Source organism: Streptomyces sp. NPDC050658 (assembly GCF_044457025.1).
In the GTDB taxonomy this organism is placed as follows: Bacteria; Actinomycetota; Actinomycetes; order Streptomycetales; family Streptomycetaceae; genus Streptomyces.
Genome location: NZ_JBITGM010000002.1, coordinates 385,517 through 404,375 on the forward strand (window position 1 = coordinate 385,517; position 18,859 = coordinate 404,375).

Below are 18,859 nucleotides of genomic sequence, written 5' to 3' on the forward strand. Positions count from 1 at the left end.
CCTCCATGCCGTCGCCCGCCCGCTCCATTCCCCGCCCCTCCCCGGCCGGGACACGATCGGCACATGACCACTCTGCGACCCCGGCCGGCCGCGGTGGGCGAGGCGGCCCGCCCGGATCACGCCGACTACGACCGTGACGGCGTGATCCAGGTGAACGGCCTGTTCACGGCCGAGGAGATGGACACCGTCCGCGCGGCCTTCACGGAACAGGTGCGCGAGGACCGTACGGCGCTCGGCGCCCGCGACCAGCTGGCGCCGGGCGACATCCTGTCCCGCTACCCGCGGTTCATGCAGCCGCACCGGCGCACCGACCTGGAGGTGGGCCGCCTGGCACGGCGTCTCATGCTGGACGGCCGGCTGCTCGACGTCGTACGGCGGCTGATCGGTCCGGCCGACGGGGCGCAGTCGATGTTCTACTTCAAGCCGCCCACCGCCCGCGGCCAGGCCATGCACCAGGACAACTACTTCCTGCGCGCGCACCCCGAGACCTGTCTCGCCGCATGGATCGCCGTCGACGGCTGCGACGCGGCCAACGGCGCCCTGTCCGTCGTCCCCGGTTCGCACACCATGGAGGTCGTGTGCCCGGAGGAGGCCGACGCGGCGGAGTCCTTCACCAGGGGGCTGGTCCGCCCGCCGGACGGCATGCGGGCAGTCCAGACGTCCATGGACCCGGGCGACGTGCTGTTCTTCCACGGCAGCCTGGTGCACGGCTCGCTCCCGAACACCACGACCGACCGCTTCCGCCGCTCCTTGATCTTCCATTACGTGCCGCGGAGCAGCAGGGAGATCGCGCGGTGGTACCTCCCGCTGGTGGCACCGGACGGCTCCGACCGCACCATTGCGGCGGCGAGCGGGGGTGGTCCCTGCGGCGAGACCTGACCGGACCGCCCGGCTCCCCGCCTCACCAGACCCGGTCCCCCCGCAAGACCGCGTCCGCGCCCCCGTCCGCGTACACGACCTGCCCGGTGACCAGGGTGTTCTCCGGGGAGATCAGCCAGGCGATCAGCGGGGCGACCTGCTCGGGCGTGGCATGGCCGTGCAGCGGCATCGGGACGCTCTGTTCGACCAGTGCGCGCATCTTGGGGTCGTCCAGGAGGGGTTGGGTCAGGGGCGTGCGGACGACTCCGGGGCCGACGGCGTTGAGCGGGATGCCCGCGCCCGCCCAGTCCTCGGTGACGGCGGCGCGCCGTACCCAGCGGGAGACGGCGGCCTTCGACGAGGAGTACACGAGATGTCCTTCGCCCCGGTCGACGGCGGCCCGCGCGGCGGTCACGGCCGCGTCCTCGTCGCCGGCGAGGGCGGCGGCCACGATGGCGTCGTCGGTCGGGTGCACGGCGTCCACCGAGCCGACGACCAGGGCGCGGGGTGCGGTGCCGGCCGCCAGCAGCGGCCGGAGGCCTTCGAGGGTGGCGACGGCGCCGAAGTGGTTGACCCGGACGGTCAGCGGGTCGAAGTGCGCGATGCCCGCGCAGGCGATCACGGCGTCGAGCCTGCCGCCGGTCAACTCCCGTATCCGGGCGACCAGTTCGGCACGCCCTTCGGCGGTCGCCAGGTCGGCGGATATGTCGCTGCCCTTGAGGTCGGCGCCGATCACGGTGTGGCCGTGGCCGCGGAGGAGGTCCGCGGTGGCCCTGCCGATGCCGGAGGCCGCTCCGGTGACGAGGTGGGTGCGGGGCATGGGGCTCCTTTGCATGGGAGTGGGCGGGGTGGGCTCAGTGCTGCGCGGTCGGCTCAGTGCGCGGTGGCATCGCCCGTCTCCCCCGCGATGTGGTTCACCGCGATCCAGCCGAACGTCATCGCCGGGCCGATCGTCGCGCCGGGACCGGGGTACGTCTCCCCCATCACCGCCGCCGCCACGTTGCCCGAGGCGTACAGGCCCTCGATCACGGTGCCGTCCTCGCGCAGGACCCGCGCCGATGCGTCGGTGACCGGGCCGCCCTTGGTGCCGATGTCTCCGGGGCGCAGGGGCACGGCGTAGAACGGGCCCTTGGTCAGGGGGGCCAGGTTGGGGTTGGGGAGCGTCGGGTCGCCGTAGTAGCGGTCGTAGGCGCTGTCGCCCCGGTGGAAGTCCTCGTCGCGGCCCGAGCGGGCGAAGCCGTTGAACCGGTCGACGGTCGCCCGCAGCCGGGACACGGGCAGCTCCGTCCGTGCGGCGAGTTCGTCCAGGGTGTCGGCCTTCTTCACGAAACCGCTCCTGAGCCACTGCCTGGGGAACGGCTGGCCGGGGAAGAGTCCTGTGATCATGTAGCGCGATTTGGCGGAGGCGTCCATGATCAGCCAGGACGGGACCGTGGAGGCGCCGGGCCGGTCGTTCGCGTACATCGCGTCGACGAACTCGTGGTACGGGCAGGCCTCGTTGGTGTAGCGCTCGCCCGCCTGGTTCACGATCACCATGCCGGGGATGCCCCGGTCGGCGACGAGGAAGAAGGGCGCGGCGCCGGGGGCGACGACCATCGGGCCGCCCCACACCTTGTCCATGAGGTCGGTCGCGGCGCCCGCCTCCACGGCGAGTTCGAGCCCGTCACCCGTCTGTCCCTCGGACGCCGCGGTCCAGTCGGTGGAGGTGGGCGCCGGCAGGTGCTTCTCGCGCAGCCGTTGGCTGTGCGAGAAGCCGCCGGAGGCGAGGATCACGCCGCCCGTGGCGCGTACGGCGATCTCGGTGCCGTCCTTCCGCAGGACGCGTACGCCGGTGATCCGGTCCCCAGCGGTCACCAGGCCGGTGACGGGGGCGGACAGCCAGAGGTCGCCGCCGAGCCGGTCGAGCGAGTACCGCATGCGCGCGACGAGGGCCTCGCCGAGGGAGAGCATCCGCCTGCCGGCCAGGAGATCCCTGACCGCGCGCAGACCGACCTTGACCGAGGTCCGCCTGCCCTTCCAGGTGCGGCCGACCATGTTGAGATGGCGGAAGTCCCGTGTGGTGATGGTGAGTCCGTACGTGGGCAGGCCCGCGCGGCGCATGCCCGCCCGCTGCTCGGGCGCGAGCCGCTTGAAGTCGAAGGTGTCCGGCTCGATGGAACGTCCCTGTGGGAGGCCACCGGGCCGCTCCGGGTAGTAGTCCGAGTACTCCGGGACGTAGACGAACCGGACGTCCGTCTTCTCGTGGAACTCCCGCAGCATGGCGGGCCCGTGTTCGATATAGGCGTCCTTGCGCTCGCCCAGCACCCGGTCGCCGACCGTGGCGTCGAGATAGGCGCGCGCCTTCTCCGCGCTGTCGCCCAGGCCGGCGGCGGCGTGGTGCAGGTTGTTCGGCACCCAGACGCCGCCGCCGGACAGTGCGGTGGAGCCGCCGTAGCGGTCGGTCTTCTCGACCACGAGCGCCGTCAGGCCGCGCAGCCGGGCGGTGATGGCGGCGGCGAGACCGGCGGCACCGGAGCCGATCACCACCACGTCGTACGTGTGGTCCCAGGGCTCTTCCATCGGGCTCTCCCCAGCGGCGTCCGCGGACATCAGAAGGCCCCCACCGCGTACCGGCTGCGGAAGTACAGCAGGGGGCGCCCGTCCTCACGGGCGTCGAGCGCCACCACCTCCGCGGTGGCCAGATAGTGGTCGCCGGCCTCGTGCACCGCGCGCAGCTCGCAGTCGATGGCGGCGAGCGCGCCGTCGATCCGGACGTTCCCGTGCTCGCCGACCCGCCAGGGGACGGCGGCGAACTTGTCGGTGCCGCTGCGGCCGAGCGCGCTGCAGATGTCCCGCTGCTCGGCCGCGAGGATGTTCACACAGAACCGGCCGGACCGCGCGATGCGCGGCCAGCTCGTGGACGTACGGCCGACGGCCAGCATGACCAGCGGCGGGTCCAGGGAGAGCGAGGCGAAGGACTGGCAGGCGAAGCCGACCGGTTCGCCGTCGTCGAGCCCCGCCACCACGGTGATCCCGCTGGCGAAGCGGCCGAGCACGTCCCGGAAGGCGCCGGGTTCGATCAGCCGTTCCACTGGTGGCCCCAGAAGCTGTCGGCGGTGATCTCCTTGGCGACCCAGGTGGCCGGGTCGACGACGAGGCCGTCCCAGCCGTACTCGACCTGGAAGCCGCCGGGGGCCTGGGCGTAGAAGGACACCATGTGATCGTTGGTGTGCCGGCCGAGGCTGGAGGCGATGGGGATGCCGGCCGCGTTCATCCGGTCGAGGCCGCGGCCCACGTCGTCCAGGGTCTCCAGTTCGACCATAAAGTGCACGATGCCGGGCGGCAGCGCCCCCGGATACAGGCCCAGGCTGTGGTGGCGGCGGTTGGGGCTCAGGAAGTGCATCCAGTGGAAGTCCCGCTGCTCGGCGGCGGTCGGGACGGCCTGCGGCGGCAGCTTCATCGAGTCGCGCAGCTGGAAGCCGAGCAGGTTCTCGTAGAAGTCGAGGGCGGCCTCGACGTCCGGCACCGGCAGCACGACGTGGCCGAGGCCCAGGTCGCCGGTGACGAAGCGGTTGCCGTAGCGGGGGCCGAGCGCGGTGTGGTCCTGGGCCTGGCCCCAGTAGATCTCCAGCGGGTTGCCGCCGGGGTCCGTGACATGGATCAGGTCACGCACGCGCCGCTCGGCGAGCTCTCCGGCGTCGGCGTGCTTGACGGCGACACCGGCCGCCTCCAGTTCCCCGGCCGCCTCGGCGAGCGCGGCGGCGTTCGCCACCTCCCACCCGGCGGCCAGCAGCCGGTCGCTCTCGCCCGACTGGATGACGATGCGGTAGGTGCGGTCGTCGAGCCGCAGGCAGAGTGTGTCCTCGGTGCTGCCGGAGGCCTCGACCATGCCGAGGATGTCGAGGGCGTACGTACGCCACTCGTCCATTCTCGTGGTCTCCAGGCGCAGATAGCCGAGCGAGCGAATGTCCATGATCGGTCTCCTTGGGGTGCGGGGTGCGGCTCAGTGGAGCGGCTCAGTGGTTCGGCCCAGTGGAGCGGCCCAGTGGAGCGGCTCAGTGGGAGAAGAAGTCCACGGCCAGGCGGTTGAACTCGTCGGCCTGCTCCACCTGGGCCCAGTGCCCGCAGTGCGGAAAGACGTGCAGCCGGGCGTCCGGGATGGTCTTCAGGGCCACGAGCGCTCCGTCGAGCGGGTTGACCCGGTCCTCGCGGCCCCAGGTGAGCAGCACGGGCTGGGTGATGCGGTGGGCCTCGCGCCACAGCATCCAGTCCTGCTGCCAGGCCGGATTGGCGAAGGCCGCCCCCATCCGGGCGTTGCCGAGCCGCGTCTCGGGGTCCGTCGCGGAGGCCCAGCGCTCCTCGACCAGTTCGTCGGTGACGATGGACTGGTCGTACGCCATGACGCCCAGGAACGCGCGGAGTTGCTCCTTCGTCGGCTCGGGCGAGCCGCTGAACTCGAAGAGGCGCTTGATGCCCTCGGTCGGGTCGGGGGCGAAGAGGTTCAGGGAGACTCCGCCGGGGCCCATCAGGACCAGCTTGCCGACCTGGTCGGGGTGGTCGAGCGCCATCCGGACGCAGGTGCCGCCGCCGAGCGAGTTGCCGATGAAGTGCGCCTGGGCGATGTCCAGTTCGGCCATCAGGGCGGCGACGGCGTCGGCGCTGTAGCTGAAGTAGTCCTTGTCGAGCTCCGGCTTGTCCGAGCGGCCGAAGCAGGGCTGGTCGATCAGGAGCGTACGGAAGTGCTCGGCGAAGACGGGGAGGTTGCGGCCGAAGTTGGACCAGGCGGAGGCGCCGGGGCCGCCGCCGTGCAGCATGATCACCACGGGTGCGTCGGGGCGGTCCGCGGGTCCGGCCTCGTGGTAGTGCAGCGTGAGGCCGCCGGCCTTGGCGGTGCGGGAGGTCGACTCGAAGTCGAGGGTGGTCATCTGAGCTCCCATCAGAACATCGTGTCCTTGATGTCGAGGTCGAGGGCCGCCTGCCCGTAGAGGGTCAGCGCCCGCTCGGGGTCGTTCGCGGCGTGGCCGCGGCCCGTGTGCGCGTCGCGCCAGGCCCGCTGGACCGGGTTGGGTCCGGTGCGCATGGCGTTGCCGCCGGCGTTCTCCATGAGCAGGTCCACGGCGGCCACGGCCCGTTCGGTGGCCAGGACCTGGTCGCGGCGGGTACGGGCGCGCAGCTCCGTCGGCAGCTCCTCGCCGCGCTGCGCGTGGGCGTACAACTCCCCCATGTTCCGCGTCAGTTGCAGCCAGGCCGCGTCGATGTCACTGCCCGCGCGGGCGATGCGCACCTGCGCGAAGGGGTCGTCGGCGACCTTCTGCCCGTACGAGACGCGGATGCGCCGGGTCGTGGCGTCGACGTAGGACTCGTAGGCGCCCTCGGCGATGCCGACGATCGGGGTCGAGATGGTGGTCGTGAACACGCCCGCGTACGGCAGCCGGTACAGCGGCTCGTGGTTGAGGTCGTGGCCGGGCACCTTCAGGGCGGTGACGGGACCGAAGCTGAGGGCGCGGTGCTCGGGGACGAACACGTCCTCGACCACGATGTCGTTGGAACCGCTGCCGCGCAGGCCCACGGTGTCCCACACGTCGTCGACGCGGTACTCGGAGTCCGGGACCAGGAAGGTGCGCATGTCGACGGGGTTGCCGTCGGCGTCGGCGACCAGGCAGCCGAGCAGCGCCCACCGGGCGTGGTCGCAGCCGGAGGAGAAGTGCCAGCGGCCGGAGAGCCGGAAGCCGCCGTCGACGCGGGTCGCCTTGCCGGTCGGGGCGTACGAGGAGGCGATGCGGGTCTTGGGGTCCTTGCCCCACACCTCCTGCTGGGCACGGGGGTCGTACAGGGCGACGTGCCAGGGGTGCACGCCGACCACCGAGGCGACCCAGCCGGTGGAGCCGCAGGCCTTGGCGATCTCCTTGACGGCTCGGTAGAAGAGCAGCGGGTCGGCGGCGCGGCCTCCGAAGGACGTGGGCTGCATGAGCTGGAAGAAGCCGGTGTCCTCCAGCTCCTTGATGGAGGTGTCGGGAACTCGGCGCAGGTTCTCGGCCTCGGCGGCGCGCTCGCGGAAGCCGGGGGCGAGGTCGCGGATCGCGGCCAGGACGTCTTCGGCCATGGGGCCATCCCCTCTCGGGTCGTGGTGGCGGAAGTGTGAGGAACGTACGGCGTGCCGAACGGGAGCGAAATCGGCTGCTCCCACTGAGCGGGAAGCAGGGCCCGGCAGGCCCGCGTCACCGTCCGGCGGGCTGCTCCGCCAGGTGCGCGGCGGCGATGTGACCGAAGACCATGGCGGAGCCGATCGGCACGCCGGGGCCGGGGTAGCAGGGGCCGGAGACCGAGGCCGCGGTGTTGCCCGCCGCGTACAGGCCGGGGATCGGGGTGCCGTCGGCGCGCAGCACCCGGGCCCGTGCGTCGGTCCGCAGCCCTCCCTTGGTGCCCAGGTCGCCGAGGACGATCTGTACGGCGTGGTAGGGCCCCTGTTCGATCGGCACCAGGCAGGGGTTGGCGCCCTCTCCTCGGGCGAAGAAGCGGTCGTAGGGGTCCTCGCCGCGGTGGAAGTCGGTGTCGACGCCGTCGGCGGCCTGGCCGTTGAAGGTCTGGACGGTGCCGCGCAGCGCGTCGACGTCGACGCCGATCTGTTCGGCGAGCCCGCCCAGGGTGCCCGCGGTGCGCCACAGTCCGGCCCCGGTGAAGGCCTTGCGGTCGGCGGGGACGACCGTGATGCCGGGCAGTTCGTCGCCGAAGCGGCCGTCGAAGACCCACCAGACGGGGTTGTCGTGGGTGGTGCCCGCCTTGGCCGCCAGCATCTGACGGCCCATCTGGTCGTACGGCAGCGACTCGTTGGCGAAGCGGCGTCCGGTGCCGTCGACGAAGATGCCGCCGTGCAGGCCGAGCGTGAACGCGGCCGAGCCGTCGGGGAAGCGCAGCGAGGGGCACCACCAGGACTGGTCGAGCTGTCCGGTGGCGGCGCCCGCCAGAGCGGCGGCGGTGATCGCGTCGCCAGTGTTGGCGCCGGGGGCGCCCATCGTCCAGTCGGCGCCGGGCAAGTGCTGCCAGTCGCGGCGCAGTTCGGCGTTGGCCTCGAAGCCGCCGGCCGCGAGCAGTACGCCGCGCCGGGCGCGGATCCGCACGGTGCGGCCGTCCTGCCCGGCCTCGGCTCCGACGACCGTGCCGTCCTCGGTGATCAGCCGGGTGAGGGCGGTGTGCAGCAGGGTGCGGCCGCGGCCGGTGGACTCCAGGGCGAGGAGCAGCCGGGCGATCAGGGCGCGGCCGTCGGTGAGCGGGCCTTCGGGCGCGGGTACGCCGAGGCGTTCGGCCCACGCCGGGGGACGGACGGCGGCGACGAGGGCGTGCGGGGCGGCGTGGGCGGGGAGGTCCACGGGGAAGACGGCGCGGCCGGCGTCGAAGCGGCCGGGCGCCGCGTAGTAGTCGGGGAACGGGCGGTACTCGAAGCGGAGGTGCGGGCTGTCCTCCAGGAAGGCGACCGTCTGCCCGGCGCCGTCGAGATAGGCGTCCTGCACCGCGTGGTCGGTGGCGTCGCCGACCACCGCGCGGAAGTAGGCGCGGCCCACGTCGGCGGAGTCCTCGACACCGTCGCGCGCCTGGACCTGGTTGCCCGGCAGCCACAGGGCCGCCCCCGCATAGGCGGTGGTGCCGCCGAAGTGGCCGGTCTTCTCGATGACCAGGGTGTCGAGGCCGCGGGCCGCCGCGCCGTACGCGCCGGTGAGCGCGCCGCCGCCGGAGCCCACGACCAGGACGTCGCACTCCTGGTCCCATGCCTGCTGTGTGTTCGCCATCTCGTCCCTCTGCTGCGGTGGTTGGAGCGCGAGTGATCCGCCGGAGCCGGCGGGAGACGAGTATCGGAACGGACGCGGGAGCGCCGCCATGGCGGTTTCCCGGTGGGCGGGAATCCCGGTTGCGGTCCTCGGCCGTCCTTGCGGTCCTTGAAGGCTGGTCGGCGACCGCGGCGGCGCTCAGACCATCGTGTCGTGGACGTCGGCGCCGAGCGCGTGCCGGCCGTAGTAGCCGAGGGCCCGCTCCAGGTCGTTGGCGGCCTGACCGCAGCCGGTGTGCAGATCCCGCCAGGCGCGCTGTACGACGCTGCCGCTGCTGCCCATGATGCCGCCGCCCGCGTTCGCGACCAGGAGGTCCACGGCGGTGACGGCGCGTTCGGTGGCGAGCACCTGGTCGCGGCGGGCACGGGTGCGCTGCTCCATCGACGCCCGTTCGCCCCGCTCGACCGTCGTATACAAGTCGCCCATGTTGCGGCTCAACTGCAACTGGGCGGCGTCGATCTCGCTCGCGGCGCGGGCGATGCGTACCTGCGCGAAGGGATCCGCCGCGGCCTGCCGCCCCGACGAGGTACGGAAACGCTCGCGGGCGTCCGCGACATGCTCCTCGTACGCGCGCTCGGCGATGCCGACCATCGCGGTCGAGATGGTCGTCGTGAAGATCGCCGGGTACGGCACCCGGTAGAGCGGTTCGGTGTTGGCCTCGTGGCCGGGGCAGTCGAGGGCGTTCACGGCGAGGTAGCCGAGGGAGCGGTGCTCGGGGACGAAGGCGTCGCGGACGACGATGTCGTTGCTGCCCGTGCCGCGCAGGCCGACGGTGTCCCACACGTCGTCGACGACGTACTCGGAGCGCGGCACCAGAAAGGTGCGGACGTCGACGGGACTGCCGTCGGCGTCCGTGACCAGGCCGCCGAGCAGCGCCCATCGGGCGTGGTCGCAGCCGGAGGAGAAGTGCCAGCGGCCGGAGAGCCGGAACCCGCCGTCGACGGCGGTGACCGTGCCGGTGGGCGCGTACGAGGAGCAGATCAGGGTGCCGGTGTCCGCGCCCCACACCTCCTCCTGGGCACGGGGGTCGTACAGGGCCACGTGCCAGGGGTGCACCCCGATGACGGATGCGGCCCAGCCGGTCGAGCCGCAGGCCTTGGCGATCTCCTTGACCGCGGCGCAGAAGACGGCCGGATCGGCGGCGAGCCCGCCGTGCGCCCTGGGCTGGAGCAGCCGGAAGAAGCCGGCCCCGGCGAGCTCCTCGACGGAGGCGTCGGGGACGCGGCGCCGCTCGTCGGCCTCGGCCGCCCGGCGGCGCAGGGCGGGGGCCAGGGCGCGGACCGACGCGAGGACGTCCTCGTCACGCATGCGCTTCCCTCTCGCCCCGCTCGTCCCGCCCGCATCCTCACGTCGTCGTGGATGACGTGACGGAACCTACGCGTTACTGTTCCGAAACGGAATACCCCTTCCCCGAGGCCGGGAGCCGCTGGCAATCTCCACGCATTGTCAAAGGTGCGGCCGCGGCCAGGGGTGTGTCGGCTGTCCGTGTGGGAGGTGCCGATGACGGCGCATACTGTCGAGGCCGGATGTCCGCCGCTGTCCTTGCTGGAGAAGGCGGCCAAGGTGCTGAGCGCCTTCCAGGGGTCCAGACCCCGGCTCACCCTCACCGAGATCGTGCAACGCGCCGGCCTCCCGCGGTCGTCCGCGCACCGCATCCTCGACCAACTGGTGCAGCTGGGCTGGCTGGAGCGGGAGGGCCGCGACTACCGCCTGGGCATGCGCATGCTGGAGCTGGGCGCCCTGGCCTCGCACCACAACCGGCTGCGCCGCGCCGCGCTGCCCCATCTGCACACGCTGCACGAGTCGACGGGGCATCTGGTGCACCTCACGGTGCTCGACGGCACCGAAGTGGTCTACCTGGAGCGGATCGGCAGGGCGGACGACTCGGGTGTGCCGTCGCGGGTGGGCGGCCGGCAGCCGGCGTACTGCACGGCGTCGGGCAAGGCGATCCTCGCCTTCAGCGATGCCGGCCTGGTGGAAGAGGTGATCGGGCAGGGGCTGCGGCCCCGGACGCAGCGCACCGTCACCCGCCCCGAGTTCTTCCGCAGCGAGCTGCGCACGGCGCGGGAGCGCGGGGTGGCCTTCGACTACGAGGAGGCGTACCGCGGGGTGTTCTGCGTCGCCGCGCCACTGCGTGGCGCCGGGCGGGCGATCGCGGCGGTCTCGGTGTGCGGCAACGGCGCGCACCGGGAGCTGGAACGGATCGCCCCCAAGGTGACCGCCTGTACGCGGGCGGTGTGGCAGTCGCTGTTCGGGCCGGGGCGGCAGACGAAGAGCACGGCGCCGGCGGCCGACGAGGCGCGCGGGCCCGGCGTCACCCAGGACTCGATGGACAGCATGATGGCGTGGCTGAGTTCGAGCGACTGGATGTAGGAGCGGTACCCGCCCTCGCGGCTCCCCCTGTCCCAGGAGCCTCGCCACCCGTCCCCCGAGCAAAATCCCGCTGACCGGGAACTGCGTCCTGTGCCGCACGGCACCTGACTGCCACCCTCCGAACCGCTGGAGTTCCAGCCCGTCCCCCGGCCGAGGGGCGGGAGCGGTGAGGAGGACGTGACGGATCATGTGCGGCGCGCAGACGATCGCCCGGCTCGCGGACTGGGCGGCTGAGAGATACGGAGACGAGGAGGCCCTCGTCTTCGGCGAGGACCGCTGGACGTTCGCGGAGCTGCGCGACCGGATCGACCGGGCGGCACGCGCGCTGATCGCGGACGGGCTGCTCCCCGGCGATTCGGTCGCCGTATGGGCGCCGAACAGTGCCCGCTGGACGGTGGCCGCGCTCGGCGCGGTGGCGGCGGGCGGGGTCCTCGTCCCTGTGAACACCCGGTACAAGGCGGCCGAGGCGGCGGACATCCTGCGCCGTTCCCGTGCCCGCGTCCTGTTCACCGAGCACGACTTCCTGGACACGGACTACCGTGCGCTGCTCGCGGACTCCGGTGAGGAACTCCCGCTGCTCCGGCGGACGGTGGCCCTGCACTCCGCCGACTGGGAGGCGTTCGTGGCGGGCGCGGAGAAGGTGAGCGGGGCCGAACGGCTCGCGCGCACCGCGGCCGTCCGCCCCGACGACACCGCGGACATCCTCTTCACCTCCGGGACCACCGGCCGCCCCAAGGGCGTGCCCACCACGCACGAGCAGACCCTGCGGGTCTTCGACGCCTGGGCGCGCGCGGTGACGCTGCAGCGCGGCGACCGCTATCTCCTGGTGAACCCGTTCTTCCACACGTTCGGCTACAAGGCCGGCATCATCGCCTGTCTGCTGTACGGCGCGACGATCGTCCCGCAGCAGGTCTTCGACCCGAAGACGGTACTCGGCCGGATGCAGGACGAGCGGATCTCCGTGCTCACCGGCGCCCCGACGATCTTCACCTCGCTCATCCAGTGCCCCGACCGCGAGGCGTACGACCTGTCCGCGATGCGGATGGCGGGGACCGGCGCCGCGAACATTCCCACCGAACTCATCACGCAGATACGGGACTTCATCGGCGCCCGGAACATCTTCACCGCGTACGGGCTCACCGAGTCCTCGGGCGTGGTGGCGATCTGCGAGCCGCACGAGTCGCCGCAGACCCTGGCCAACACGTCCGGGACCGCCCTGGAGGGCACCGAGCTGCGGATCGACGCGCCGCCCGGTGAGCCCGGCGAGATCCTCACCCGCGGCTATCACGTGATGCGGGGCTACCTCGACGATCCGGGCGCCAGCGCCGAGGCCGTCGACGCGGACGGCTGGCTGCACACCGGGGACGTCGGGGTGCTGGACGAGCGCGGGTTCCTGCGGATCACGGACCGGCTCAAGGACATGCTCGTGGTGGGCGGCTTCAACGTGTACCCGGCGGAGGTGGAGCAGGTGCTGCGCGGCCATCCGGCCGTCGTGGACGCGGCGGTGGTGGGCGCGCCGGACGGGCGGCTCGGGGAGGTCGGCGTCGCGTACTGCGTACCGGCGGCGGGGGCGACGATCGACGGGGCGGAGCTGACCGCCTACACGCGGGAGCGGCTCGCCAACTTCAAGGCCCCGCGCGCCTTCCACTCCGTGCCCCGGCTGCCGCACAACCCGGCGGGCAAGGTCGACAAGAACGCCCTGCGACGGCAGGCGAAGGCTGGACGAGGAGAGTAGACACGTGAAGGACAGCATCACCGGGTCCGTCGATGAAGTCGATGAAGTCGATGAAGTCGACGTGGTCGACGCAGTGGTCGTCGGCGCGGGAGTCACCGGCCTGTACGCCGTGCACAGGCTGCGGGGGCTCGGCCACCGCGTCCGGGGCTTCGAGCGGGGCGACGACGTGGGCGGCGTCTGGTACTGGAACCGCTATCCGGGGGCCCGCTGCGACGTGGAGTCCGCGGACTACTCGTACTCGTTCGACGAGGACCTCCAGCAGGACTGGGACTGGAGCGAGAAGTACGCCACCCAGCCGGAGATCATGCGCTATCTGCGCCATGTCGCCGACCGCCACGACCTGCGCCGCGCCTACACCTTCGGCACCTCGGTGGTCTCGGCCGAGCTGGACGAGCGGACGCTGCGCTGGACGGTGCGCACGGACGGCGGCGAGGTGCTCTCCGCGCGGTTCTGCGTCTTCGCGGTCGGCTGTCTCTCCAGCGCCCATCTGCCCGGGATACCGGGCCTCGGTGATTTCGCCGGGCAGATGTACCACACCGGTGAATGGCCGCACGAGGGCGTGGACTTCACCGGTCGGCGGGTCGGCGTGATCGGCACCGGCTCCTCCGGGATCCAGTCGATCCCGCTGATCGCCGGGCAGGCCGCGGAGTTGACGGTCTTTCAGCGCTCCGCCAACTTCAGCATCCCGGCGGGGAACAAGCCGCTGGACGATGCGGCACGCGCCGAGCTGAAGGCCGGGTACGCCGAGCGGCGCCGCCTGGCCCGGCTCAGCGGCGGCGGCTCGCCGTTCATGACGCACCCGCTGCGCACCTTCGAGGCCGGCGAACAGGAGCGGCTCGCGGCGTACGAGAAGCGCTGGGAGCTCGGCGGCGTCCTGTACTCCAAGACGTTCCCCGACCAGCTCACCGATCCGGCGGCCAATGACGCGGCGCGCGCGTTCTGGGAGGAGAAGATCCGCGCCCGTATCGACGATCCGGCGGTGGCCGACCTCCTGGTGCCCACGGACCATCCGATCGGCACCAAGCGCATCGTGACCGACTCGGACTACTACGAGACGTACAACCAGGACCATGTGCGGCTCGTCAGCCTGCGTGAGACGGCGATCGACCGGGTCGACGCGTGCGGGGTCGTCCTGTCGGACGGCGAGCGCATAGAGCTGGACGCGGTCGTCCTCGCGACCGGGTTCGACGCGATGACCGGATCCCTCGACCGTGTCGAGGTGCGCGGCCGGGGCGGGAAGCTCCTGACGGACGCCTGGAGCGGCGGTCCGCGGACGTACCTGGGTCTGGGCACGGACGGCTTCCCGAATCTGTTCAATCTCGCGGGCGTCGGCAGCCCTTCCGTGCTGGCCAATGTGATCCTCTGCGCCGAGCAGCACGTGGACTGGCTCGCGGACTGCCTGACCCATCTCGACCGGCACGGGTACGTGGCGATCGAGGCGGGCGCACGGGCCGTGGAGGACTGGGTCACCGAGTGCCGTGAGCGTGCGGCGGCGACGCTGATGATGTCGGCGGACTCGTGGTACCTGGGCGCCAACATCCCCGGAAAGCCGCGGGTGTTCATGCCGTTCGTGGGCGGCTTCGGGGTGTACGGGGAGATCATCGCGGATGTGGCGGCGTCCGGGTACAAGGGGTTCGACCTGATCCCCGGCTGACGGATCGACGCCGCTTCATGGGTGTGCCCCGTCCTTCGGTTCCGGTTCCGGTGCCGAAGGGCGGGGCACAGTCGTGCGCGGTCAGCCCTCGTGGAGAGCCCCGCGCAGGACGGTGAAGGCGCTCTCGCAGGCGTCGGCCGCCGCGGGCAGGGCGGCGGCCATGGTCAGGAAGCCGTGGAACATGCCGTCGTAGCGGCGCTGTTCGACCGGTACGCCGGCTGCCGCGAGGGCCGCCGCGTACGCCTCTCCTTCGTCGCGCAGCGGGTCTAGGCCCGCGGTGACCACGTGGGCGGGCGGCAGTCCGGCCAGCTCGGCGCGGTGCAGCGGTGTCGCGTACGGATCCGCGGCGTCCTGGTCGGACGACAGGTACTGCTCCCAGTACCAGCGCACGTGGTCCGCGGTGAGGAAGTAGCCCTGGGCGTTCTCCTTGTGGGAGGCGCCGGAGCGGCTGGGGTCGAGCATCGGGTAGTACAGCGCCTGGAACGCGATCGGAGGTCCGCCCCGGTCGCGGGAGAGCAGGGTGAGGACGGTCGCGAGGGTGGCGCCCGAGCTGTCCCCCGCTACGGCGATCCGACGGCCCGTGTAGGTCTTGGCCGCCCACAGCAGAGCCGTGTAGGCGTCCTCGGGGCCGGCGGGGAAGGGGTGTTCGGGGGCGCGGCGGTAGTCGACCGAGACGACGACGGCCCCGGTGGCATCGGCCATGGCGCGGCAGAAGGCGTCGTGGCTGTCGAGGTCGCAGAGGGTGAAGCCGCCGCCGTGCAGGAAGACCACGACCGGGCTGTTCTCGACGGCGCGCGGATCGTAGACGCGTACCGGTACGCCGTCCGCTTCCCCGTCGGCGACGTGCGCGACGGGGAGCGGGGTGACGGCGGGCCTCGGCCGGGCGGCGAAGAAGGCGCGCACCTCGGAGATGTCCGTCATCTCCGTGCCCAGTGCGGGGAAGTTGGCGGTGGCGAGGTCGATGACCGCGCGGACGTCGGAGGTGGCCCGGCTCACGCGTCCGCTCCCCGCTGTGCGAAGACCGGCATGCGTCCGGCCGACGCGCCGCCGTCCACGGCGAGTTCGGCGCCGGAGAGGTACGACGACTCGTCGGAGGCCAGGAACGCGACGAGGCGGGCGACCTCCTCGGGCTCGCCCACCCGGCCGAGCGGCGCCGCCGGATGCTCCTTGGTGCCCAGGTGCACGGTCATCGCCGTGGAAATGGCGCCGGGATGAACGGAGTTGACCCGGATGCCGTCGCCGCCGAGCTCCAGCGCGGCGGTCTTGGTGAGGCCGCGCAGACCCCACTTGGCGGCCCCGTACGCACCGTGTCCCCAGATGCCCTGCAGACCGGCCTGCGAGGAGATGTTGACGATGGAGCCGCCGCCGTTCGCCGCCATCGCCCGGGCGGCCGCGCGGATGCCGAGGAACGGGCCGACCAGGTTGACCCGGAGCAGCGTGTCGAGCCGGGCCGGGTCCTCGTCGACGATGGGCGAAGTGCTGTACACGGCGGCGTTGTTGACGAGGACGTCGAGCCGTCCGAAGCCGTCGACCGCGGCGGCCACGGCGGCTTCCCAGGACTGCTCGTCGGACACGTCGTGCCGTACGAAGCGGGCTGCCTCGCCGATCGACGCGGCCGTCGCGGCGCCCTCGGCCTCCAGTACATCGGTGAGGACGACCTTCGCCCCCAGCTCGGCGAACAGACGGGCCTCGGCCTCGCCCATGCCGCGTGCCGCGCCGGTGACGAGCGCGACCTTTCCTGTCAGATCGACGGACATCAGCGGTCTCCTGATGGCGGGTGCTCGGAAGAAGCCTCGTGTCCCGCCGACACGGGGCGTCCCTCGAGCCTGCCCGTACCGGGGCCCGCGCGGCAGTGCGCGCTCCCGGTGAGTGGGAAGGGCACGGCGGCGCCGACCGGCCCGGATCAGGAGTACGTGACCTCTACCCGGTCCGTGAGCGGTACGGCCTGGCAGGCCAGGACGTACCCGTCGGCGAGGTCCTGCTCGTCGAGGACCTCGTTGCGCAGCAGCTTCACCTCACCGGCCACGACACGGCAGGTGCAGGCGGCGCAGGCGCCCTCGCGGCAGGAGTACGGGGCGTCCACCCCGGCTGCGAGCAGCGCGTCGAGGAGCGGCGCCCCCGACGGCCAGGCGACCGTGTGGTGCTCGCCGTCGAGTTCGACCTCGGCGGTGCCGCTCGCGCCGGCCGGATCGGCGGCGACCGGTGGCGGCAGGTCGAAGACGTCGCCGCTCAGCGAGAAGAACCGCTCCCGGTGGATGCGGTCCGCCGCGGCGCCGACCGAGCGCAGTGCCTGTTCGGTGGCGTCCATCAGCGGTCCGGGACCGCAGACGAAGGCCTCCCGGCCGGCGTACGGCGCGAGCGCGGCGGCGAGCCGGTCCGGAGCGGGCAGCCCGAGGAGCGACTCCAGCCAGTGGATCACCACGAACCGCTCCGGGTGCTCCTCGGTCAGCCCCCACAACTCGTCCCGGAAGACGACGGAGGCGTCGTCGCGGTTGGCGTAGAGCAGCGCCACCCGGCCCTGCCCCGTGGCCAGGGCCGACTTGGCGATCGAGAGGACCGGCGTGATGCCGCTGCCGCCCGCGACGAGCAGCAGGTCCGCGTCGAGGGAGGCGGGGGTGAAGGTACCGGCCGGGGGCAGCGTCTCGATCTCGTCGCCCGCCCGCACCCGGTCGCACACCCAGTTGGAGCACTGCCCGCCCGCGACCCGTTTGACGGTGACCTTCATGGGCTCGCCGGTATGCGGTGAACTGGACAGGGAGTAGCAGCGGGCGGCGGCCCTCCCGTCCGTACCGGGCAGTTTGAGGGTGAGGAACTGGCCCGGCCGGTAGTCGAACCGGCCGGGGTCGTCCGGTGGCGCCTGGAGCACCAGGGAGTGCGTGTCGGCGGTCTCGGCGATCACTTCGGCGACGCGCAGCCGGTGCGTGCGCGCCCCTTGCCCCGGCTCGGACAGCAGGCCCGGGTCGGACTGCAAGCCCGGCTCAGACAGCAGGCCCGGCTCGGACAGCAGGCTCGGCTCAGACATCGGCGACCTCCAACTCGCCCGCCATGACGGCACGTTCGATGCTCGTCCGCAGTTGTCGGCAGGTCCGGATCCGGGCGCTGCTCGCGCCCTCGGCCACCCGGTCCCGGAACTCCGCGCAGGCGACGGCCGCGTCGGCGGTCCACTGCACGGAGGTGTGGGCCAGGCTGAACTTCTCGCACAGGACCTGGTTTCCGCAGGTCACACACTCCACGGGCTGCATGTCAGGCTCCGGTCCCCGGCGCCGCCGGCTGCTGGGCCGCCCGCTGTGCGAGGTTCTCCGAGACCTCCGCGCGCCAGGCCTGGTTGGCCCGCTCGGTGTCGATCTCGAACTCGAAGCGGCGGGTCATCTCGTCCTTGACGTCCGCGGCGTCGACGTAGAACTGCTCGTACCAGCGCCGCAGTTGATAGACGGGACCGTCCTCCTCGGTCAGCAGCGGATTGTCGATCCGGGTCTTGTTCCTCCAGATCTCCACGTCCTGCTCGAAACCGGCGGCGGCGCCCTGCGCGGTCTGCGCGGCGGCCTCGTCGGCCTGCTCGCGCGTCATGCCGGGCAGCTTCTTGACGATGGCCCCGTACTGGAGCATGAAGCTGTTCTCGTCGATCGGATAGTGGCAGTTGATCAGGACGATCTCCATCTCCAGGCCGCCGCCGACGTCGCTGTAGAGGTAGTCGATCATGTACGAGGGGCCGTAGTACGAGGCGTCCGAGCGCAGCCCACCGGCGCTCAGCGTGCCCAGGTCCATGTCGCCGCGCGGGCTGGACTCCATGTACTGGGTGGCGACGTGTCCCTCGAAGACGTTCTTGAAGTACTCGGGGAACGAGTAGTGGACGTAGAAGAAGTGCGCCATGTCCACGACGTTGTCGACGATCTCACGGCAGTTGGAGCCCTCCACGCGCAGCGTGTTCCAGGTCCACTCGCTCCACTCCCCCGCGTCGGGACCGTGGATCCCGGCGATCTCGGGGATGGTCGCCTCGGGGGGCGGCGGGTTGCCCTCCGGGTCGTGCCAGACGAAGAGCTGCTTGTTGCGCTCCAGGGTGGTCCAGGAGCGGGTCCTCGCGCGGGGCGGGACGCGGCGGGCGTAGGGGATTCCGGCGCAGCGGCCGTTGCCCGACCAGCGCCAGTCGTGGAACGGGCAGGCCACGGCGTCGCCCTTGACGGTGCCGCGGGCGAGGTTGCCGCCCATGTGCGGGCAGAAGGCGTTCAGGACGTGCAGGGCGCCGTCGTCCTGGCCCTGGAAGACCACCAGCTTGGTGCCGAACGCCTCGATCTCGTGCGGCTTTCCGTCCTTGAAGCCGCTCGCCAGGCCCAGGCAGTGCCAGCCCCGGGCGAAGCGTGCCGGTGGCCTGCCCGCCTCGATGACCCGGACCTCGTCGTTGAGAACAGTCATCTCGTGCCTCCCTTTTCGGATCGGTGC

At 72.2% G+C, this 18,859-nt stretch carries 17 protein-coding genes; 4 read left to right on the forward strand and 13 right to left on the reverse strand.

The features are described 5' to 3' along the window. Window positions 1–63: 63 nt before the first annotated feature. Window positions 64–879, forward strand: coding sequence for a phytanoyl-CoA dioxygenase family protein (locus ACIBKX_RS08665; protein ID WP_363277006.1), 816 nt, complete (start codon window positions 64–66; stop codon window positions 877–879). Between the two features lie 22 nt (window positions 880–901). On the opposite strand, the gene ACIBKX_RS08670 is transcribed toward ACIBKX_RS08665, so the two are convergent. From ACIBKX_RS08670 to hsaA (ACIBKX_RS08705), 8 genes are all read right to left on the reverse strand, one after another. Continuing rightward, window positions 902–1,678 carry an SDR family oxidoreductase gene (locus ACIBKX_RS08670; RefSeq protein ID WP_363277005.1) on the reverse strand — a complete coding sequence of 259 codons (777 nt, stop codon included), beginning with the start codon at window positions 1,676–1,678 and terminating at the stop codon, window positions 902–904. Window positions 1,679–1,731: 53 nt separating this feature from the next. Beyond that, window positions 1,732–3,417, reverse strand: a complete 1,686-nt coding sequence (locus ACIBKX_RS08675) for an FAD-dependent oxidoreductase (RefSeq protein WP_363277004.1) — start codon at window positions 3,415–3,417, stop codon at window positions 1,732–1,734. A gap of 29 nt (window positions 3,418–3,446) precedes the next feature. Continuing rightward, window positions 3,447–3,929 (reverse strand): flavin reductase family protein, encoded by a 483-nt coding sequence (locus tag ACIBKX_RS08680; protein WP_363277003.1) that lies wholly within the window; start codon window positions 3,927–3,929, stop codon window positions 3,447–3,449. After that, window positions 3,917–4,810 (reverse strand): VOC family protein, encoded by an 894-nt coding sequence (locus tag ACIBKX_RS08685; RefSeq protein WP_363277002.1) that lies wholly within the window; start codon window positions 4,808–4,810, stop codon window positions 3,917–3,919. The genes ACIBKX_RS08680 and ACIBKX_RS08685 overlap by 13 nt, the downstream gene beginning before the upstream one ends. A gap of 82 nt (window positions 4,811–4,892) precedes the next feature. After that, the gene (gene hsaD / locus ACIBKX_RS08690; protein ID WP_363277001.1) at window positions 4,893–5,774 is read right to left on the reverse strand and encodes a 4,5:9,10-diseco-3-hydroxy-5,9,17-trioxoandrosta-1(10),2-diene-4-oate hydrolase; all 882 of its coding nucleotides are present in this window, start codon (window positions 5,772–5,774) and stop codon (window positions 4,893–4,895) included. Continuing rightward, a complete protein-coding gene (gene hsaA, locus ACIBKX_RS08695; RefSeq protein WP_363277000.1) occupies window positions 5,774–6,940 on the reverse strand; it encodes a 3-hydroxy-9,10-secoandrosta-1,3,5(10)-triene-9,17-dione monooxygenase oxygenase subunit in 1,167 nt (388 codons plus the stop codon). The genes hsaD and hsaA (ACIBKX_RS08695) overlap by 1 nt, the downstream gene beginning before the upstream one ends. 115 nt (window positions 6,941–7,055) lie before the next feature. Beyond that, on the reverse strand, window positions 7,056–8,621 hold the full coding sequence (locus tag ACIBKX_RS08700; protein WP_363276999.1) for an FAD-binding protein: 1,566 nt from the start codon (window positions 8,619–8,621) through the stop codon (window positions 7,056–7,058). Window positions 8,622–8,798: 177 nt separating this feature from the next. Continuing rightward, window positions 8,799–9,968: a 3-hydroxy-9,10-secoandrosta-1,3,5(10)-triene-9,17-dione monooxygenase oxygenase subunit gene (gene hsaA / locus ACIBKX_RS08705; protein ID WP_363276998.1), complete on the reverse strand. Its 1,170-nt coding sequence runs from the start codon at window positions 9,966–9,968 to the stop codon at window positions 8,799–8,801. Window positions 9,969–10,160: 192 nt separating this feature from the next. Here hsaA (ACIBKX_RS08705) and ACIBKX_RS08710 point away from each other — a divergent pair, with 192 nt between their 5' ends. From ACIBKX_RS08710 to ACIBKX_RS08720, 3 genes are all read left to right on the forward strand, one after another. Next, window positions 10,161–11,033, forward strand: a complete 873-nt coding sequence (locus ACIBKX_RS08710; protein WP_363276997.1) for an IclR family transcriptional regulator — start codon at window positions 10,161–10,163, stop codon at window positions 11,031–11,033. 187 nt (window positions 11,034–11,220) lie between these two features. After that, complete coding sequence (locus tag ACIBKX_RS08715) at window positions 11,221–12,768, forward strand: FadD3 family acyl-CoA ligase (RefSeq protein ID WP_363276996.1); 1,548 nt, start codon at window positions 11,221–11,223, stop codon at window positions 12,766–12,768. 4 nt (window positions 12,769–12,772) lie between these two features. Beyond that, window positions 12,773–14,422, forward strand: a complete 1,650-nt coding sequence (locus ACIBKX_RS08720; RefSeq protein WP_363276995.1) for an NAD(P)/FAD-dependent oxidoreductase — start codon at window positions 12,773–12,775, stop codon at window positions 14,420–14,422. An 81-nt stretch (window positions 14,423–14,503) separates the two neighbouring features. Here ACIBKX_RS08720 and ACIBKX_RS08725 read toward each other — a convergent pair whose 3' ends face one another. The 5 genes from ACIBKX_RS08725 to ACIBKX_RS08745 all read right to left on the reverse strand — a co-directional run bounded on the left by ACIBKX_RS08725 (window position 14,504) and on the right by ACIBKX_RS08745 (window position 18,832). Continuing rightward, a complete protein-coding gene (locus tag ACIBKX_RS08725; RefSeq protein WP_363276994.1) occupies window positions 14,504–15,418 on the reverse strand; it encodes an alpha/beta hydrolase in 915 nt (304 codons plus the stop codon). Further along, the gene (locus tag ACIBKX_RS08730; protein ID WP_363276993.1) at window positions 15,415–16,179 is read right to left on the reverse strand and encodes a glucose 1-dehydrogenase; all 765 of its coding nucleotides are present in this window, start codon (window positions 16,177–16,179) and stop codon (window positions 15,415–15,417) included. Before ACIBKX_RS08730 ends, ACIBKX_RS08725 begins: the two co-directional genes overlap by 4 nt. Before the next feature lie 146 nt (window positions 16,180–16,325). Beyond that, the gene (locus ACIBKX_RS08735) at window positions 16,326–17,444 is read right to left on the reverse strand and encodes a ferredoxin--NADP reductase (RefSeq protein ID WP_363276992.1); all 1,119 of its coding nucleotides are present in this window, start codon (window positions 17,442–17,444) and stop codon (window positions 16,326–16,328) included. Next, window positions 17,437–17,664: a hypothetical protein gene (locus ACIBKX_RS08740; RefSeq protein WP_363276991.1), complete on the reverse strand. Its 228-nt coding sequence runs from the start codon at window positions 17,662–17,664 to the stop codon at window positions 17,437–17,439. Before ACIBKX_RS08740 ends, ACIBKX_RS08735 begins: the two co-directional genes overlap by 8 nt. 1 nt (window position 17,665) lies before the next feature. After that, the gene (locus tag ACIBKX_RS08745; RefSeq protein ID WP_363276990.1) at window positions 17,666–18,832 is read right to left on the reverse strand and encodes a Rieske 2Fe-2S domain-containing protein; all 1,167 of its coding nucleotides are present in this window, start codon (window positions 18,830–18,832) and stop codon (window positions 17,666–17,668) included. Window positions 18,833–18,859: the final 27 nt, after the last annotated feature.

Excerpts from the sequence above, each read along its gene's own strand:
- ACIBKX_RS08665 (WP_363277006.1), top strand. The coding sequence starts at position 64 with ATGACCACTCTGCGACCCCGGCCGGCCGCGGTGGGCGAGGCGGCCCGC.
- ACIBKX_RS08670 (WP_363277005.1), bottom strand. The coding sequence starts at position 1,678 with ATGCCCCGCACCCACCTCGTCACCGGAGCGGCCTCCGGCATCGGCAGG.
- ACIBKX_RS08675 (WP_363277004.1), bottom strand. The coding sequence starts at position 3,417 with ATGGAAGAGCCCTGGGACCACACGTACGACGTGGTGGTGATCGGCTCC.
- ACIBKX_RS08685 (WP_363277002.1), bottom strand. The coding sequence starts at position 4,810 with ATGGACATTCGCTCGCTCGGCTATCTGCGCCTGGAGACCACGAGAATG.
- hsaD (WP_363277001.1), bottom strand. The coding sequence starts at position 5,774 with ATGGGAGCTCAGATGACCACCCTCGACTTCGAGTCGACCTCCCGCACC.
- hsaA (WP_363277000.1), bottom strand. The coding sequence starts at position 6,940 with ATGGCCGAAGACGTCCTGGCCGCGATCCGCGACCTCGCCCCCGGCTTC.
- ACIBKX_RS08700 (WP_363276999.1), bottom strand. The coding sequence starts at position 8,621 with ATGGCGAACACACAGCAGGCATGGGACCAGGAGTGCGACGTCCTGGTC.
- hsaA (WP_363276998.1), bottom strand. The coding sequence starts at position 9,968 with ATGCGTGACGAGGACGTCCTCGCGTCGGTCCGCGCCCTGGCCCCCGCC.
- ACIBKX_RS08710 (WP_363276997.1), top strand. The coding sequence starts at position 10,161 with ATGACGGCGCATACTGTCGAGGCCGGATGTCCGCCGCTGTCCTTGCTG.
- ACIBKX_RS08715 (WP_363276996.1), top strand. The coding sequence starts at position 11,221 with ATGTGCGGCGCGCAGACGATCGCCCGGCTCGCGGACTGGGCGGCTGAG.
- ACIBKX_RS08730 (WP_363276993.1), bottom strand. The coding sequence starts at position 16,179 with ATGTCCGTCGATCTGACAGGAAAGGTCGCGCTCGTCACCGGCGCGGCA.
- ACIBKX_RS08735 (WP_363276992.1), bottom strand. The coding sequence starts at position 17,444 with ATGTCTGAGCCGAGCCTGCTGTCCGAGCCGGGCCTGCTGTCTGAGCCG.
- ACIBKX_RS08740 (WP_363276991.1), bottom strand. The coding sequence starts at position 17,664 with ATGCAGCCCGTGGAGTGTGTGACCTGCGGAAACCAGGTCCTGTGCGAG.
- ACIBKX_RS08745 (WP_363276990.1), bottom strand. The coding sequence starts at position 18,832 with ATGACTGTTCTCAACGACGAGGTCCGGGTCATCGAGGCGGGCAGGCCA.